The organism is Brevibacillus choshinensis (assembly GCF_001420695.1).
In the GTDB taxonomy this organism is placed as follows: domain Bacteria; phylum Bacillota; class Bacilli; order Brevibacillales; family Brevibacillaceae; genus Brevibacillus; species Brevibacillus choshinensis.
This window is the reverse complement of sequence record NZ_LJJB01000015.1, coordinates 245096-261395: the sequence shown is the minus strand read 5'-3', so window position 1 is coordinate 261395 and position 16300 is coordinate 245096. Positions and strand designations below refer to the sequence as shown.

The 16300-nt window shown below is 48.6% G+C and carries 16 protein-coding genes; 13 read left to right on the top strand and 3 right to left on the bottom strand.

What is annotated here, in order from left to right:
* The first annotated feature begins 94 nt into the window (after positions 1-94).
* Positions 95-781: a sulfite exporter TauE/SafE family protein gene (locus tag AN963_RS29635; RefSeq protein ID WP_055748146.1), complete on the top strand. Its 687-nt coding sequence runs from the start codon at positions 95-97 to the stop codon at positions 779-781.
* 3 nt (positions 782-784) lie between these two features.
* On the opposite strand, the gene AN963_RS30665 is transcribed toward AN963_RS29635, so the two are convergent.
* Positions 785-1225 carry a FixH family protein gene (locus tag AN963_RS30665; RefSeq protein ID WP_161827317.1) on the bottom strand — a complete coding sequence of 147 codons (441 nt, stop codon included), beginning with the start codon at positions 1223-1225 and terminating at the stop codon, positions 785-787.
* Between the two features lie 152 nt (positions 1226-1377).
* Here AN963_RS30665 and AN963_RS29620 point away from each other — a divergent pair, with 152 nt between their 5' ends.
* Together AN963_RS29620 and AN963_RS29615 are read left to right on the top strand one after the other, a co-directional pair.
* Positions 1378-3561, top strand: coding sequence for a heavy metal translocating P-type ATPase (locus AN963_RS29620; RefSeq protein ID WP_055748143.1), 2184 nt, complete (start codon positions 1378-1380; stop codon positions 3559-3561).
* 176 nt (positions 3562-3737) lie between these two features.
* On the top strand, positions 3738-4784 hold the full coding sequence (locus AN963_RS29615) for a hypothetical protein (protein ID WP_055748142.1): 1047 nt from the start codon (positions 3738-3740) through the stop codon (positions 4782-4784).
* A 103-nt stretch (positions 4785-4887) separates the two neighbouring features.
* On the opposite strand, the gene AN963_RS29610 is transcribed toward AN963_RS29615, so the two are convergent.
* Positions 4888-5319 (bottom strand): VOC family protein, encoded by a 432-nt coding sequence (locus AN963_RS29610; protein WP_055748141.1) that lies wholly within the window; start codon positions 5317-5319, stop codon positions 4888-4890.
* Positions 5320-5579: 260 nt separating this feature from the next.
* Between AN963_RS29610 and AN963_RS29605 the strand changes: the two genes are divergently transcribed.
* The 10 genes from AN963_RS29605 to AN963_RS29560 all read left to right on the top strand — a co-directional run bounded on the left by AN963_RS29605 (position 5580) and on the right by AN963_RS29560 (position 14956).
* Positions 5580-7064, top strand: coding sequence for an MDR family MFS transporter (locus tag AN963_RS29605; RefSeq protein ID WP_236708146.1), 1485 nt, complete (start codon positions 5580-5582; stop codon positions 7062-7064).
* Between the two features lie 285 nt (positions 7065-7349).
* The gene (locus AN963_RS29600; protein WP_055748140.1) at positions 7350-7805 is read left to right on the top strand and encodes a MarR family winged helix-turn-helix transcriptional regulator; all 456 of its coding nucleotides are present in this window, start codon (positions 7350-7352) and stop codon (positions 7803-7805) included.
* Positions 7806-8000: 195 nt separating this feature from the next.
* Entirely contained in the window at positions 8001-8612 is a 612-nt protein-coding gene (gene wrbA / locus AN963_RS29595) for an NAD(P)H:quinone oxidoreductase (protein ID WP_055748139.1), read from the top strand.
* A 102-nt stretch (positions 8613-8714) separates the two neighbouring features.
* On the top strand, positions 8715-9350 hold the full coding sequence (locus AN963_RS29590; RefSeq protein WP_055748138.1) for a nitroreductase family protein: 636 nt from the start codon (positions 8715-8717) through the stop codon (positions 9348-9350).
* A gap of 21 nt (positions 9351-9371) precedes the next feature.
* Positions 9372-10319, top strand: coding sequence for a ring-cleaving dioxygenase (locus tag AN963_RS29585; RefSeq protein WP_055748137.1), 948 nt, complete (start codon positions 9372-9374; stop codon positions 10317-10319).
* Complete coding sequence (locus tag AN963_RS29580) at positions 10320-10934, top strand: alpha/beta hydrolase (RefSeq protein WP_055748136.1); 615 nt, start codon at positions 10320-10322, stop codon at positions 10932-10934.
* A 22-nt stretch (positions 10935-10956) separates the two neighbouring features.
* Entirely contained in the window at positions 10957-11631 is a 675-nt protein-coding gene (wrbA, locus tag AN963_RS29575; RefSeq protein WP_236708145.1) for an NAD(P)H:quinone oxidoreductase, read from the top strand.
* 342 nt (positions 11632-11973) lie between these two features.
* Complete coding sequence (locus AN963_RS29570) at positions 11974-13248, top strand: MFS transporter (protein WP_055748135.1); 1275 nt, start codon at positions 11974-11976, stop codon at positions 13246-13248.
* Positions 13249-13293: 45 nt separating this feature from the next.
* On the top strand, positions 13294-14343 hold the full coding sequence (locus AN963_RS29565; protein ID WP_055748134.1) for an XdhC family protein: 1050 nt from the start codon (positions 13294-13296) through the stop codon (positions 14341-14343).
* Entirely contained in the window at positions 14336-14956 is a 621-nt protein-coding gene (locus AN963_RS29560; RefSeq protein WP_055748133.1) for a nucleotidyltransferase family protein, read from the top strand. The genes AN963_RS29565 and AN963_RS29560 overlap by 8 nt, the downstream gene beginning before the upstream one ends.
* 330 nt (positions 14957-15286) lie before the next feature.
* Here the strand turns inward: AN963_RS29560 and AN963_RS29555 are convergent, their stop codons facing one another.
* On the bottom strand, positions 15287-16204 hold the full coding sequence (locus tag AN963_RS29555; RefSeq protein ID WP_055748132.1) for a LysR family transcriptional regulator: 918 nt from the start codon (positions 16202-16204) through the stop codon (positions 15287-15289).
* Positions 16205-16300 lie beyond the last annotated feature (96 nt).

Genomic DNA, 16300 nt, shown 5'->3' with positions numbered 1-16300 from the left:
TACCTTTCCTATTCAATTGGCAGTCATAATCCGGCAAGGACAGAAGTAACTAAAAGAGAGGACAACACATCGGATCAAAGGAAGGGATCGGCACATGCATGCGAGCCTGTACGATTATTTGCTCCTGACACTGACGGGACTCTTTAGTGCACCCCATTGCATCGGCATGTGTGGAGGGATCATGTCGGCTTGGACTCTCCAATCGCAATCTTCCATGCTGCAAACGGTTATGGCGTACAATCTGGGCAGGATCGTGACGTACATGGGCGTGGGGGCATTTATGGGATTGATCGGCTCGTTTGTGGATGCGGCGGGAACGATCGTTGGTTTTCAGGGAATCGCCAATGTGCTGGGTGGGCTTTTGATTCTGCTTTGGGTCTTCAAAAAGGTAGCGCTGCCAATCAGTCGATGGTCGGTTCTGCAGGTGCCTTTCGCACAGCGGTGGCTGGAAAAACAAAAATCCCGCCCCGGCGTGCTGCCGATTTTCTTTAGCGGGTTGTTGCTGGGCTTTTTGCCATGTGGCTTGACCTATACGATGCATATGAAAGCAGCCGCTTCCGGTAGCATGCTGGAGGGTGTCCTCACTCTTACTTTTTTTGGAATTGGGACATTGCCAGCCCTGTTTTTCATAGGGTTGTTCTCCGTGGTCTTATCCAGAACGCTTCGCTCCAAAATTTTGATGTTCGCCAATTTGCTCGCCATTTATATCGGGGTAATCTCCATTATGCGAGGGCTGGTGATCAATGGCTGGGTCCCTCATGTGAATCCATGGCTCTGGTAGCAATCAGGGCTCCGCGACAAAGGGATAAGACACCATCGAGGATTTTCCATCTACTTCGAATGTAATATCGGCTTTCCATTCGCCAACCATCGTAGGCACGATTTTTGCGACAAACTCTCCCGTTTCCTTATACTCCGCTGTTACCTGCAGATCTCCGTGATCCATACTCGGCATCGACACGATGACCGAGACTTTCGCGTTCTTCCATTTGTCAGTTTGATCTTTCGGCAGCACGATATGCAGCTCATTTTCATTGAGGATTTTGGGCGGTGCGGGCTGGATGTTTACTTGAATGGGTAGGGAAAATTCCTGCAAGGTCAGCTTACCCGACTCCGAAGCAGATGAGGAAGACGCTTCGGGGTGACTGGAATGCGAAGAAGAGCATGCAGACAGCGATAAGAAGGCAGCAAGGAAAAGGCAAGAAAGACGAAAATCTCGTTTCAAAGGATCACCGCTTTCTCTCCGTAATGCAAGCACCCTATCGTATTCAGAAAACGACGGTTCCATTCGATTTATCTGCTTTCATTTCTAAATCCTTTTGGTTGCGCATACGTATTACAGCGGGACATGCGGTTGTAACAAAGGGGTGTTCATAGATGACCATGAGGCAGACCTATCAGGTCACGGGAATGACTTGTGCTGCTTGCGCGAGTCGGATCGAAAAAATACTGACAAAAACGAATGGTGTCATAGAAGTTCAGGTGAGCTTGACGACCAACAAAGCGCGCGTCGCGTATGACGATCAGCAAATTGATGATGGGGCGATTATTGCCAGGATTGAAAAACTGGGGTATCAGGCCAAGCTGGAGCAAGAAGGAGAGACACATTCGGAAAAGAATGACCTGTTCCGTCGGTTTTTATTTTCGTGCATCCTGACGATTCCGTTTCTCTGGGCGATGGCTGCCCACTTTTCTATTTCCTCGTTCATCTGGGTGCCGCCTTTGTTCCTGCATCCCTACTTTCAATTAGGATTGGCGCTCCCCATTCAGTTTTGGATTGGTTATCCCTTTTATGTTGGGGCTTGGAATGCAGTGAGAAACAGGACGGCCAACATGGATGTGCTGGTTGTTCTGAGTACGTCGGCTGCCTTTTTTTATAGCCATTATCTTACCTTTGCCACCTCGCCAACCTCTTCGCATGGGCTTACGCTCTACTATGAGACATGTGCGGTCATTTTTACCTTTCTCTTGCTAGGCAAATATTTGGAGGCGATGGCCAAGGACCGGAGTAAAAACGCGATCCGGCAATTGCATCATCTGCAGCCTAAAGTTGCGAATGTGGTGCGTCCGACAGGCATTACCGCCGTTCCGGTAACGGAGCTGGTCGTCGGGGATATTTTTATCGTCAAGCCTGGCGAACGAATCCCTACAGATGGTCTCGTCATCGAGGGTCAATCGACGGTAGACCAGTCTATCTTTACTGGTGAAAGTCTGCCTGTCGAGAAGTGGAGCGGGCAAACGGTCATCGGAGCGACGTTGAACCAAAATGGATGGCTAAAAGTAAAAACGACAAAAGTAGGTAACGAAACAGCACTCACGCAAGTTATCAAAACGGTAGAAGAAGCACAGATGTCCAAAGCACCGATCCAACGGATGGCAGACGAGATGACCGATATATTTGTGCCCATCATCATTACGATTGCGGTTACTTCTTTTTTGGCGTGGTATTATCTGTTTACTTCTCATGACTTTGGACAATCACTGGAAAAAGCAATTGCGGTACTCATCATCGCTTGTCCGTGTGCATTAGGGCTGGCGACACCGATGTCCATTCTGGTCGCCTCCGGTCGAGCCGCACAGCTGGGCATTTTATTCAAGCAGGGCAAGGACCTGGAGACGCTGCAAAAGGTAGATACCGTCATATTGGACAAAACAGGTACCCTGACAAAAGGCAAACACGAGGTCTTGGACATCTATACGCAAAACTGGTCAAAAGAAGAGTTCATGTGTCTGGTGGCAGCGGCTGAAACGGCATCCGAACATCCTCTAGCAGCAGCGATCGTCACCTACATGAAAAATCGGGGGATACCGATCCCTACACCAACTGGGTTCACACCTTTGCCAGGATATGGGATCATCGCCAGCGTACACGGACATTCGGTCATTGTAGGCTCTGCCAAGCTAATGCACAGCCATAGCATAGACGTAGCCCCTATAAGGGAACGCATTCATTCACACGCCACGGAGGGGAAAATCGTCATGCTGGTCGCAATCAACCGACAGCTAGCCGGTTATATCGCCCTATCCGATCCGTTGAAAGAAGATGCCGAGCTCGCCGTTCGTCGACTGAAAAAGCTCGGGAAAGATATCATGATCATCACAGGTGACAATGAACATACGGCGTGGAGTATTGCCAAACAGGCGGGGATATCGCGAGTATACGCAGGAAGACTGCCGGCGGAAAAGGCGCAGATCATTCAGGATCTGCAAAAGAGAGGGAGAACCGTCGCCATGGTTGGTGATGGGATCAATGATGCCCCGGCTCTGATGGCTTCCCATATTGGAATCGCTCTCGGGACCGGAGCAGATATCTCAAAAGACTCTGCGGATGTGCTGATTATGCACGGCGATCTGATGGGGATCGTCCACGCGTTCCTCCTCAGTCAACACACGATGAAGAACATCCGACAAAACTTATTCTGGGCTCTCTTTTACAATACGGTTGCCATTCCAGCGACCATGATCGGCTTTCTGGCACCATGGATGGCAGGGATCGCGATGGCCTTTAGCTCCCTTTCCGTTGTGTTGAACTCCTTGCGGCTGAGAGGGAGTAAACTGTGAGGTATGGTTTACACAAGGCTTACGCTGATTTTCACTGCTTATTTAGGCATTTCTAACCTTTTTTCGAGGGTTGGAAATGCCTTTTCTAGTTCTGCCGGAAATGAACGCGTTGAATGCGAAACCATTCCCTTCTTGAAGCCTCTGTAAAAATATGGGTGATACAAAGGGGGATAAAAATGAAAAAATGGAGCGCATGGTTCTTGGTGTTTGTGGTGCTGCTGGGGAGCGGGGAGGTCAATGCGATGGAGCAAACGCCCGTTCCACCGAAGCCCAGCGTGCAGCACATGCAAGTGATGACGAAAAGCACGGATAGCATCGTCATTGTGGACACTTGGCAAGACATACAGCGGAAACATTCTCGAATGGACATCGTCCAGTACGGATTGACAGACGAGGCAGTGATAGCTATGAATCAACACCGAGAAGTGATTCTCTATCAAAATGAAAAGCCATTTGAGATAGCCCGTAGCCAAGGGGAGAAAGCAGAAATAAGCATGGATATACAGGACCCATACAATATACGAAATAACAAAAACCCATTGTTTGAGGCAGTCGTCAGGTGGTACAGCGGCGCGCGGTGGGAGCGTACAGGTACGGTTGAGTTCAATGGACGTCAGGTCAATCGCTTGACATATACGAGAGAAGGTAGCCAGCCTGCGGTAACGATTGCCTACATCGATCCGGACACCGGTCTTCCGGTTAAGGAAGAGGACTACATCGGGGGAAACAGTACCCCTGCCACTACCAAGATGTATGTCTTTGAGGAAATAGATGATCCAACCGGGTTCCTTTTCACGAGGGCAGCCACTCCCCTACTCGAGCGTGATGCGGCTAATTGGTTTTGTCTGGCATTGGATGCGGTAATGCCTTTGGACACTACTCTCAATTCCAACTTGAACTATATTGTGGTCGACATGAGCGATGTACCTGGCTTTCATGAATCGGGCAAGAAACAAGTGCTCCAGTATTTTGAGAAATACAAAGTCAAGACGATGGAAGCATCCCTGGAGCAATTAAGAGAAGAGGGTTTGTACAATCGGGAGAATACAGGACTTGCAGGACTGTTGCTACGGATCAATAAAATCTCGATTTTCGATGGCCAAGTTGTTTTGAATGGTTTCAAGCACAGAGGAACAGGCGGGGCAATAGGATTCAGAGTGGTGCTGAACCGGAAAAATGGACAATGGCAGGTAACTGAAGCAGTGCCTACCTGGATTAGTTAAGCAGGTAAGACCGCCCGCCCGTCAATCGAGCTCTAAACCTGTGCCGCGCTTTTGGATAGAGAAGAACCGAGTCACCTCTAGCAGGCGACTCAGTTTTTTACTATTACATATTGTGTTGGCCTTCTGTATAGATTTGGAAACTCACGCCGAACTTGTCTGTAACAATGCCGTAGGCGGGACTAAAAAAAGCTTCCTGCAACGGCATGACGACAGTGCCGCCTTCTTGCAGGGCTTCATACAATTGTCTGGATTTTGCAGGATCGTTGGTCGAGATGCAAATGGTCACCTGATTCCCAATTTGAACGGGCTGACCAGGGAACGTATCCGAAAACATCAGCTCGGATTCTCCGATCTTGATCATGGCATGTCCGATGCGATTACGGGCAGCTTCAGGCAAAGGAAACTCAGGGTTTTCCGGCATCTCTCCGAACGTTTGTTGGAAGAGCACTTTCGCTTCCAATGCTTTCTCGTAGAACTCGATGGCCTCTTTTGCATTACCATCCATCATGAGGTAGGGAGTCAATCGCAGTGTCATGAACATTCAGCTCCTTGGATAATTAAAATGGGTCATACCGTTCTGTGCGAGAATGGGCCTATCTCCCAGTGTTGCCCGCAATTTGATTATAAAGTCAGGAACGTATGTTTGTAAAAGTAAAAATTGGTATTTTACCCAACACCGCAATCGAGAAGAAATCTTCGGCTCTTTTTCACGCTAGAATGGGGGGGCTGAAATTTTAACGTGTACCGAACATGGGTAAGCGGTTCGATCCATTCGACACGGAAAGGGGAACGATTGTGGACACACAGGACTTGAAGAGTGTTGGGGGTACTTTTGGGAGCAAAGGTAATTTCATGGTGGTCATGGTGATGATTTTGGGCGTCTTCGTGGCAATCCTCAATGAGACGCTCCTGAATGTGGCCTTATCCAAAATCATGGCTGACCTCGGCATTCTGCCAAGCACGGCCCAGTGGCTGACTACGGGATATTTGCTAATTATCGGGGTACTCATTCCCGTCACCGCTTATTTGCTCCAACGATTTACGACTAGAGGGTTGTTTCTATCCGCGATGGGACTCTTTACACTAGGAACTCTCATCGCTGCCCTCTCACCTGGGTTTTCTACGCTCGTTATTGGAAGAATTCTTCAGGCGGCAGGTACGGGACTCCTGTTCCCATTGCTGACCAATGTGGTATTTGCTATCGTTCCGATCGAAAAAAGGGGATCGGCAATGGGGACGATCGGGATTGTGATCACTTTTGCTCCGGCGATTGGTCCGACCTTGTCGGGAATCATCGTAGAGCATTTTAGCTGGCGATATCTGTTCTATGGGGTACTACCGATCGCCGTGTTCGTCATGATCTTTGCCTTTGCCAGATTGAAAAACGTGACAGAGACGACGAAGCCTCGTGTCGATCTGTTATCACTCCTGCTTTCTACGTTAGGATTTGGAGGAATTGTGTACGGATTTAGCAGTGCAAGTGAAGGGCATGGAGGATGGTCTGGCTATGGAGTCCTGCTGCCTATCATTATAGGTGTTATCTCGCTCGCGCTCTTTACCAGAAGGCAGTTGCGGATTGCGGAGCCATTGCTTGATCTTCGGACGTTTCAGTATCGCATTTTTCGAATATCGACCCTGATCATGATCATCGTGATGATGGCGATGTTTGCAGCGATGATGCTTTTGCCTATTTTTCTACAGAATGCGCTGGGCTACACTCCGTTTGAGGCAGGACTAGTTATGCTGCCAGGTGGAGTGATCATGGGGATCATGTCGCCGATCACGGGCCGACTGTTTGATAAGTTTGGAGCGAGGTGGCTGGCGATCATCGGATTGTTGCTGATTGCGCATACCTTGTGGCAATTTGCTTTCATTGGCGTAACGATCTCGTACGTGATGATCATGTTGTTGAACACCTCGCTCATGCTGGGCATATCCATGTTGATGATGCCGGTAATGACAAATGCTCTGAATGAACTTCCACCCCCTTTATATCCCCATGGCACGGCTATCATCGGTACGTTGCAGCAGGTAGCAGGAGCTGTAGGGACAGCCTTGCTGGTAACGGTCATGATGAATGGCACCAGACAGTACTTGCAGAATCCGATTCCGGGACAGGACGAATCTACGTTGAAAATGTTCTCTATGATCGCGGGGATGAAGAGTGCGTTCTTGCTAGCTTTTGCCTTGGTGGTCATCGCGTTGATTGCTTCCTTTTTTCTGAAACGATCGGCATCACCAGAAAAGCAGCCTACAGCCAAGCAAATATCACCGAGCTAAGTGGTCAAACATCCCTTCACCTAGGAAGGGATGTTTTTTATTCTGGGTTTGGACGGTTGGCGTTGGTAGAAAAATTTTGTCGGCAGGCCGGATTCGAGCCGAATATTGGCGAAGTACCTCAGCGTCCACTTCTGGCATTACTTCGGTGAAACTTTCCGCTAAAACGCGGTCGCTCCACCATGAAAAGACCTCGATAGAGTTTTCTTAATGATCGGGTTGACAAAGAGGAAATTTCATCATACAATTATCTCGAATTAAAGATAATTTATTGAAGGATCTGGTTCTGTGAAAAGAGAAGATGGTAACAACGACGAACTCTCATTGAAATTGTTCGTGATCCTGTCGAGAGCCTATCGTTCCATCAGCGATTTTGTGACGGATGATATGAAACGATACGGATTGAATCCATCCGAGTTTATGGTACTGGAGCTGCTGTATCATAAAGGGGAGCAGCCCATCCAGCATATCGGCAAAAAAGTGTTGTTGGCGAGTGGCAGTATGACCTATGTGATCGATAAGCTGGAATCCAAGAAATTATTGGAACGCAAGCTTTGTAAGGAGGATCGACGTGTCATTTATGCCTCGATCACCGATGCAGGGCGAAAGTTGATGGATGAAATTTTTCCTCAGCATCGTGCCGTTATCGAGACTCTCTTTGAAGGATTGACGACTGATCAAAAGAATACGATGATCGACCTATTAAAAGAGACAGGGTTGAGAGTAGCAGATTTAAAAAAGTAAATTTTTTTGTATATATATCTTAAATTTAAGATATATGACATCAGGATAAAACATACTGATGAAGTAGTCATTTGGGAATGATAAGGAAGTCGTGGTAGCAGCGAGTACGCTATCCGAACTTTTCGGGAGGTGGTTCGGTACTTTGGCATTCGGCAGAGGAATTAGGACAATACGAAAAATAAGGAGCGATATAAAATGGCAAACGTAAATTTGGCAGTGATCTATTACAGCTCGACTGGAACAAACTATCAGCTGGCTCAGTGGGCAGAAGAAGGAGCGAAAGCCGCAGGAGCAGAGGTCAAAGTATTGAAAGTACCGGAATTGGCACCAGAGGCAGCAATCGCAGGCAATCCTGCTTGGAAAGCGCACGTGGAAGCAACCAAGGATGTACCGGAAGTAACACTGGCTGATCTGGAATGGGCAGACGCAATCATCTTCAGTATCCCCACTCGTTTTGGTAACGTACCAGGTCAAGTGAAACAATTCCTCGATACGACAGGTGGACTTTGGTTCCACGGGAAGCTGGCCAATAAAGTCGTGAGCGCGATGACTTCCGCTCAAAACGCGCACGGTGGCCAAGAACAAACGATTCTCCAACTGTACACCACGATGTACCACTGGGGAGCAATTGTTGCAGCACCGGGTTACACCGATCCAGTCATTTTCGGAGCAGGTGGCAACCCTTATGGAACGAGTGTAACCGTCGACCAGAACGGAAAAATGGTGGAAGATGTGAGCGGCGCAGTCAAGCATCAGGCGAAACGTACCGTTACGGTCGCTGAATGGGTGAAAAAAGGCATCCAGTAAGGAAGCGTCGGATTCAAGCTTCGAAATGTGGGGAAGCACCTTCTCCTCATTTCGAATAACATCTCAAATTAAAGAAGTTTGAAACCGAGAGGAGAACGTCCTATGAGTGAATTTTCGAACCTGGTGAAGCAACGCCGATCCGCTAGCAAATTTATACCTGATACCAAACTCTCATCGAGTGAGCTCGATGAAATCCTCTCGCTCGTGAAATTTGCACCGTCCGCTTTTAACTTACAGCATGCTCACTATGTCATCGTAAACGACGTAAACATCAAAAATAGAGTATACGAAGCCGCACAGAAGCAATATAAGGTGAAAACCTCTTCGGCCGTTATTCTCATACTGGGCGATACAGAGGCGCATTTACAAGCAGGGAAAATCAACGAAGGACTTCTTCATTTGGGAGTTATCGATAAGCGGGAATTCGACGATACGGTTTCCTCCATACACACGTTCTACGCAAAAGGGGGAGAGTCGCTAAAGCGGGACGAAGCGATTCGCACGGCGAGCCTGTCCGCGATGCTGTTTATGCTGGCAGCAAAAGAAAAAGGGTGGGATACCTGCCCAATGATCGGTTTTGACCCCGGGGAGATTCGTCAGATTTTAGGCATCCCCGATCAGTATGTACCGGCCATGATGATCACGATCGGTAAAGAAGATCTTTCTGGACAACGAGTAAGAGGCTATCGAAAGCCCGTCGGAGAGTTCGTCAGCTATAACCAATTTACAATGAAGTGAACAATAGGGGAGGAAAAAGAAATGAATCAGCAAACTGCAGGAATTCACCACATCACTGCCTTTGTGAAAAATGCACAGGAGAACGTCGATTTTTACGCTGGCTTGCTCGGCCTGAGACTCGTGAAGAAGACCATCAACTTTGATGCACCAGAAGTGTACCATCTGTATTTCGGAAACGAAGTGGGTAGTCCAGGAACAGCCATCACGTTCTTTCCATGGGCCACTTCTCGCAAAGGACGCATCGGCGGCGGACAGGTGGGCTATACGACCTTTATGGTTCCGGTTGGGACTCTAGGATTCTGGGAAGAACGACTGAATACATTCAACGTTTCCTATTCCCGTGTAGAACGCTTTGGGGAGACGTATCTGCAATTTGCGGATCAGGACGGACTGCAGCTGGAGCTAGTAGAGCGCGAAGGCGGGCAGCTGAGCAAGTGGTCTTTTGGAGGAGTGCCTGCCGATAAGGCGATCAAAGGATTTGGTGGTGCGATTCTCTATAGTGTAAACCCTGCGAAGACGATGGAAGTGTTGCAAAACCTGATGGGTCTGGAAAAGGTCGGTGAAGAGGGAGGACTCGTCCGTTTTCAGTCAGTAGGGGATATCGGCAATATTATTGATGTCAATGCCAAACCGATGTTGCGCGGTGCAGGGGGAGCAGGGACCGTCCACCATATCGCTTGGAGAGCGAAAGACGACAGCGATCATCGTCAGTGGCAACAGCGCGTGCGGGCATATGGTCTGCAGCCAACCGATATCGTGGACAGGCAGTATTTCAACGCGGTTTACTTCCGGGAATATGGGGAAATTCTCTTTGAGATCGCGACCGATCCTCCGGGCTTTGAAAAGGATGAGACGTTTGATGAATTGGGCCAAAAACTGATGCTTCCGGAATGGTATGAACCACATCGGGCACAGATTGAGGATGGCCTGATGCCGATCACCGTACGTGTGCTGGAGGGAGATAAGTAAATGAAACATATATTTCGCAAAGGGACTGATCCAAATGCACCTACCTTACTGCTTTTACACGGTACAGGAGGAGACGAGAACGATCTCTTGCCGCTAGCCTCACGGATTTATCCAGGCTCTGCTGTACTCAGCGTGCGAGGAAACGTACTGGAAAATGGAATGCCACGCTTTTTCAGAAGACTCGCGGAAGGCGTTTTTGACGAAGAGGATCTCATTTTCCGTACCAAAGAGCTTAATGATTTTCTGGATCAGGCAGCCGTTGAATATCCATTTGATCGTGACAATCTGGTCGCGGTTGGCTATTCCAATGGAGCTAATATTGCAGGCAGCCTGCTGTTCCATTATCAGGATGCATTGAGAGGAGCTATCCTCTATCATCCAATGGTGCCGCGCCGCGGGATTCCTTTGCCCGATTTGTCAGGAGTACCGATTTTTGTGAGTGCAGGAACGAATGACCCGATCTGTTCCCCACAGGAAACAGAGGAATTACATCGTCTGTTGAAAGAGGCGGGTGCTTCTATTTCACTCCATTGGGCATCCTATGGTCATCAGCTCACCGGTATGGAAGTAGATGCTTCAGCCGAGTGGTTTCGGGAAATATTCGACCAAGACTAATGAAAGGTAGGTGGGATGTAACGTGGGATTCTTTTCTAGACTGTTTGGAATGGAGCCGAAGAAACAGGAAGAGCCCATTCCAGAACCGCCAAAAGTAAATTTAGCCGTCATTTATTACAGCTCGACAGGGACAAATCATCAAATGGCAGAATGGGCCGTGGCTGGCGGCAAGGAAGCGGGTGCAGAAGTCAAACTCTTGAAGATTCCTGAGTGGGCACCTCAATCAGCGATCGATTCCAATCCTGCCTGGCGCGCTCATGTGGATGCGACCAAGGAGATTCCGGAAGTAACCTTACATGACCTGGAGTGGGCAGACGCCATCATTTTTAGCGTCCCGACGCGATTTGGCAACGTGCCAGGTCAGGTGAAGCAGTTTTTGGATACGACAGGTGGCTTGTGGTTTCATGGCAAGCTAGCCAACAAAGTCGTGAGTGCGATGACTTCCGCCCAGAACGCTCATGGCGGACAAGAACAGACCATCATGCAGTTGTACACGACTATGCATCACTGGGGGGCTATCGTGGTGCCTCCGGGTTACACGGATCCAGTCATTTTTGGAGCAGGGGGAAATCCGTACGGAACGAGCGTCACCGTCAATCAGGAAGGAAAAATGGTCGAGGACGTAAGTGGTGCGGTCCAGCATCAAGCCAAGCGAACCGTAACAGTAGCCCAATGGGTGAAAAACAGCAAGCAATGAAAAAGCGCAAATGATAGAAGACAGCAGGGGCTTTGAACTGCTGTTTTTTTTGCCTGCAAAAGGGGAATGACCGGGAAAATGAGTCGATTTGCGTGTTTACTTAAACGTTTGTTTAGTGATCATCCAGCTATTGGCGATGTCTCTTCATTGGGAATAGTCGCAATAACAACTATTAGGAAATATTACGCAGGTTTTTTTCGTGGAAAAAAGGGCTCATTTCGTTTCTATTTTTCGCTTATGAAGTTTTAAGCATGATTTAATAATTCTTTTTATATTTAAAATAATGAAAAATCAAAAGTACAATGAGGGGTGTAACAAGATATAAACATTGGGGGTATTCATTTGAGCCAACTGGGGACTACAGCGACGGCAGCAACTGGGAAAATGACAAAAGCAAGATGGATTCAGATCGGTTTGCCACTGCTCATTCTGTTCACCGTGTCGATGATTGACAAGTCAAACATCAACATCCTGCTGGCGAACAAGCCTTTTCTTCAGGATTTGGGCATCAAGGATGGTGCGATCAAAGGTACGTTGAGCAGTATCTTCTTGATTACGTACGCAATTGGGCAGTTTGGTTGGGGTTTCGTCGTTGACCGTATTGGAGCATTTAAGAGTGGTCTCATCGGTATTTTCTTCTGGGTAGTTGCAATGGTTCTGGGGGGAATGGCTGAATCCGTATCGGCATTGTTCTGGTCCCGTTCGATTCTCGGTTTGAGTGAAGGCGTGCTTTATCCAATCGCGTTGACTTTGACTGCGAAATGGTTCCCTGCAAATGAACAAGCAAAGGCGCAGGCGCTCTGGTTCAATGGTAACTCTCTCGGTCCTGTCATTGGTTTGCCGATTATCGCAATCGTTGCGCAAAATTTTGGATGGAGAGAAAGCTATCATGCTCTTGGAGCTGTATCCTTTCTCTGTCTGATCATGTTCTGGCTGATGGTCCGCAACAGCCCGAGCGAACACCGCGCAGTAAGTGCTTCCGAAAAAGAGTATATCGAAAAAGGGGCTAACACTGCGAAGAAAGAGTTAGCGGATACCAGTGAAGTAAAAGCAGTATTGAAAAATCCAATATTCTGGATGTTAGTTGCGGTTTATGGCTGTGTTTCCATCGGATTTTTCGGGATTTCCACATTTCTCCCAAGCTATCTGACGGAAGTGAAGCAAGTACCATTTGTTCAATCTGCTTTTGTCAACGCTGCTGGTTATGGCTTGGCGATCCTGGTTCAAATGGGTTCCGGCTTCTTGTCAGATAAAATCATGAAGCGTGCCGTGTTTGTAGGCGGAGCGAGTGCTCTGATCATTATCTTCTTGCTTCTGTCGATGTTTACCAGCAGTGTCATGGGTGCACAGCTTTTGAGTATCTTGCTGATCAGCGTGTTGCTGATGCCAGCTGCACTGACCATGACGATGCTGCATAAAGTGGCATCGCCGCGAGTGATGGGACGTATTGGCGGTATTTTTGGTAGCGTATCTTATGCGCTGGCTGCTGTCGGACCTATGGTAGTAGGTGCTGTGAGTCAGGCTACGGGATCTTTCACAGGCGGTTTCCTGGCGCTGATGGGCTTCATCGTCATTTCGTTGGTTCTGTGTCTGGTACTGATGCGTAAGGGCTACTAATCTACAAGAATTACAGCAAGAGGATTACACAAGGAGGATGCCGAAATGTCACGTTTACAGGAGTTTCGGGAAGTAATGAATCAGATCAAGACCGCTTGGCAGGATGGTCATAAGACTGCACTGTTGATGCTCATGAATGTACAAGGGTCGGCCTACCGATTGCCAGGTACGAAAGTGATGATGGCAGAGGACGGACGAATCTTTGGAACCATAAGTGGGGGCTGTCTGGAAAGCGATCTGTTCGGCTGGGCTGAAAAGGCCATGCAGTCGGGAGAACCTCGTCTGCAGCGATACGACCTGAGCGAAAGTGAAGTGTGGAGCTTGGGCATAGGCTGTAAGGGCTCGCTTACGATCGGCATCCTACCTGTGGATCCGCAAGATCGCTTTTGGTTACAGGTTGACGAGGCCCTTCAGCGAGAGGAAAGCGTATCCTTGATTATCGAAATCATGAACGGAGCACGTGCGTTGCTGAAAGAGGACGGGACAGTCACAGGTGCGCAGGACTTGCTCCCTGAGGAAGTACTCCACCATGCCAAACAGCGCTTTGCTCGTCAGACACGGGCAGAAGTCTTTGTATTTGCAGGACGACGTTATTATATCGATGTCGTGAAACCGAGCGAGCGATTGGTAGTGGCGGGTGCTGGGCTCGATGCGCGACCGGTAGTAGAAATGGCGTCTCGCATGGGCTTTTCCGTCACGGTTTTGGATCCACGCAGCGGCTTTAATACACCGGAAGCTTTTCCTGCCGCACGTCATGTTATCCAGTCTGCTTCCGAGGTAGAGCCTGCTAGCCTGACTGATAGCTGGTGGGTCATCATGAATCATCACTTGGAGCGTGACCAAGCTTCTTTGGATCTTGCTCTGCGTAGTAAGCCGAAGTTCATCGGGGTATTAGGTCCCATGACGCGTACAGAAGAGATGTTGGTGCAGATCGATCGCAAGCTATCAAGTGGTCCGATTCATGCCCCAATCGGGCTCGATCTGGGCGCAGAAACCATGGATGAGGTGGCGATGAGTATCGTATCGCAGTTGATGGCAGAAAGAAATAGCAGACAAGCCCTGCCGCTGCATGGAAAGAGCAAGATCCATGACTAGGATCGGAGCGATTGTTCTGGCTGCTGGACTGTCGCGGCGTATGGGTGAGGCCAAACAATTTTTGCCTCTTCGGGGAAAACCGTTGTTTCGGTACGCGGTGGAGAGGGCGATCGCCAATGATCTGAGCCCTGTGCTGCTGATAGGCGGAGAGCGAAGTGAAGAATTACGACGGCTGACAAGTGATTTGCCTCAGGTAGAGGTGTTGGATAACCGTGAGTATGCGACGGGAATGGCATCTTCTCTGAGAGTGGGGATCGAAGCTGCTGGCGGGCGTGTGGATGCTGTTCTCATATTTTTGGCAGACCAGCCGTATGTTCCGGATGAAGTGGTGCAAGCTTTGATCCGCACCTATGAAGAGACTCGGGCAGAAGGAACCAAGATCGTCCGTGCGTTCTATGAGGACACCGTGGGTCATCCTGTGCTTTTTGACGCTTCCCTGATGGAGGAGCTTCGTCAGGTGACAGGAGATCAAGGCGGCAAGGACGTCATCGTCAAATACAAGACTCACACGAAAAAGGTCAGCTTTGATTGTGGGGATTGGAATCTCGATGTCGATACACCGGATGACTATCGGCGGATCCAGGAAATGGATTCAACCAATCAGGAGCAATAGAACAATAGAGCAAAACCAAACGAGGATTTATCCAGGGGCGTGCGTCCAGGGGTAAATCCTTTTTTGTGTGTATGGAGAAAACCACGATGCGGCGCTTCGCTTCATGATCGCTTAACACAAAGGCATTCGGTGGTCGGATATTCGTGTAACTGGCCTGAACCCCGATGGCGAGATGTTCGTAAAAGACATCGAGGCTCAGTACAAATTACCATCGTCCAGCGGCGAAACGGTTGGCGACTTAGACCTGAGCAAAGCCATCATACGGAATTGACGAAGGAAGCGCTTTCGATTTTCTGCAATTATAAAAGGTAAGAATTTTTTGGAAAATCCTTACATGGAATCCTTATTTATTTCTTCAAAGTAACGGATGGTGAAATCCCGCAGTTCTCTCGCTGCCATGGTGAGATAGCGAGCTTTGACCCAGGACAGACCGACGACACGTTTGGAGTAGTGATCGACGATGGGCAAGTAGACTGGCGTTTCTCGTCTTTCAGGCGATTCGGCGCTTTGATCAGGATAGGTCCACCAATGCTCTGGAATGAGGGCGACCCCGAGACCATTGTTCACCATTCGCAGGATCACTTCGGCATCGTTGCATTCGAAGGCCATATTTGGTGAAAATCCAGCTTGCCGACACATATTGGTAGTCGTTTCCGTCAGCTCATACGTTTTCGTCAGACCAATAAACGTTTCCCCGGCTACCTCGCTGAGAGAGACTTTCCCTTTAGTCGCCAGGCGATGATCAGGCGGTACCGCGAGAAACATATTCTCGGTTAACAACGATACGCTTTGTATACGATCTTCCTGGATCAATGGATGGGTGATGGCAAGATCAACTTCTCCACGTTCCAGAAGATTTTGACACTCTTGCGTGGTTCCTTGCAGCAACTTGACATTGACGTGAGGATGACGCTTGAGAAAGGAACTGAGCAGATCAGGTAACAAACGACCTGTAGCAGCTGCCAGGTAAACTTGTCCACGTTCCAAACCTGTGAGGTCGGCCAGCTCATGCTGTCCTTCTTCTAACTCCGCGAAGACACGTTCGACACGTTTGAGGAAGGCTCGGCCAAAACGATTAAGACGGATTTGTTTACCATGACGGTCAAACAAAGGGACCCCCAGATGCTTTTCCAGTCGGCTAATCATTTTGCTTAGGGAAGGCTGGGAAATATGAAGTTCCTCTGAAGCGCGTGTCATATGTTCTAAGCGAGCGACGACTTGAAAATACCGTAATTGGAGCAGATCCATAGGCATCCCACTTTCATATGTCGATTTGTCTATTGATTTATAAATGATTATGTATTTTTAAATATATAAAATCAAGGATAAACTGTAGGAAACGGC

Excerpts from the sequence above, each read along its gene's own strand:
- AN963_RS29635 (WP_055748146.1), top strand. The coding sequence starts at position 95 with ATGCATGCGAGCCTGTACGATTATTTGCTCCTGACACTGACGGGACTC.
- AN963_RS29620 (WP_055748143.1), top strand. The coding sequence starts at position 1,378 with ATGACCATGAGGCAGACCTATCAGGTCACGGGAATGACTTGTGCTGCT.
- AN963_RS29615 (WP_055748142.1), top strand. The coding sequence starts at position 3,738 with ATGAAAAAATGGAGCGCATGGTTCTTGGTGTTTGTGGTGCTGCTGGGG.
- AN963_RS29610 (WP_055748141.1), bottom strand. The coding sequence starts at position 5,319 with ATGACACTGCGATTGACTCCCTACCTCATGATGGATGGTAATGCAAAA.
- wrbA (WP_055748139.1), top strand. The coding sequence starts at position 8,001 with ATGGCAAACGTAAATTTGGCAGTGATCTATTACAGCTCGACTGGAACA.
- AN963_RS29590 (WP_055748138.1), top strand. The coding sequence starts at position 8,715 with ATGAGTGAATTTTCGAACCTGGTGAAGCAACGCCGATCCGCTAGCAAA.
- AN963_RS29585 (WP_055748137.1), top strand. The coding sequence starts at position 9,372 with ATGAATCAGCAAACTGCAGGAATTCACCACATCACTGCCTTTGTGAAA.
- AN963_RS29580 (WP_055748136.1), top strand. The coding sequence starts at position 10,320 with ATGAAACATATATTTCGCAAAGGGACTGATCCAAATGCACCTACCTTA.
- AN963_RS29565 (WP_055748134.1), top strand. The coding sequence starts at position 13,294 with ATGTCACGTTTACAGGAGTTTCGGGAAGTAATGAATCAGATCAAGACC.
- AN963_RS29560 (WP_055748133.1), top strand. The coding sequence starts at position 14,336 with ATGACTAGGATCGGAGCGATTGTTCTGGCTGCTGGACTGTCGCGGCGT.
- AN963_RS29555 (WP_055748132.1), bottom strand. The coding sequence starts at position 16,204 with ATGGATCTGCTCCAATTACGGTATTTTCAAGTCGTCGCTCGCTTAGAA.